We start from the raw sequence: 434 nt of genomic DNA on the forward strand, positions 1-434 counted from the left end.
TTAGCTGATTTAGTGCCTTTAGCTTGTAATTTGGCCCGTAACTTTTGATACTTAGCGCGTTTACGCATCACTATCTTACCGTCAAAGAAGGCGGTTTGACCTTGTTCGTCATAAGTAGTAGCTAAAAAGCGTAAACCACGGTCAATACCAACTACGTGCTTTACAGTTTGGTTATCAAAATTAGCTACAGTTTTAGTAGCTGAAATGTGTAAATACCACTTACCACCAGTTTTAATTAATTTAGCTAAGCCAAACTTCCAAGTACCATCAAAGTATTGGTCAAAACCGTGACAAATCGGGTTAACTTTAACTCGACCGTTAAGGGTGTTAATTGATAATTGACCGTTACTTAAATAAGACCAATCGCGATTACGTTGCAAATCTACTTGAGGTCGATTAAAGGCGATTGGTTTTTGTAACCAGGTTAAATCTCG

The 434-nt window shown here is 37.8% G+C and carries 1 protein-coding gene; it reads right to left on the minus strand.

The window, feature by feature from the left end; translation table 11 throughout:
• Positions 1-434 (minus strand): transposase (locus FC14_RS05340; protein ID WP_156655751.1); only part of this gene is annotated, 434 nt, incomplete at both ends.

The sequence above is a fragment of the Ligilactobacillus agilis DSM 20509 genome (genome assembly GCF_001436215.1).
Taxonomy (GTDB): Bacteria; Bacillota; Bacilli; order Lactobacillales; family Lactobacillaceae; genus Ligilactobacillus; species Ligilactobacillus agilis.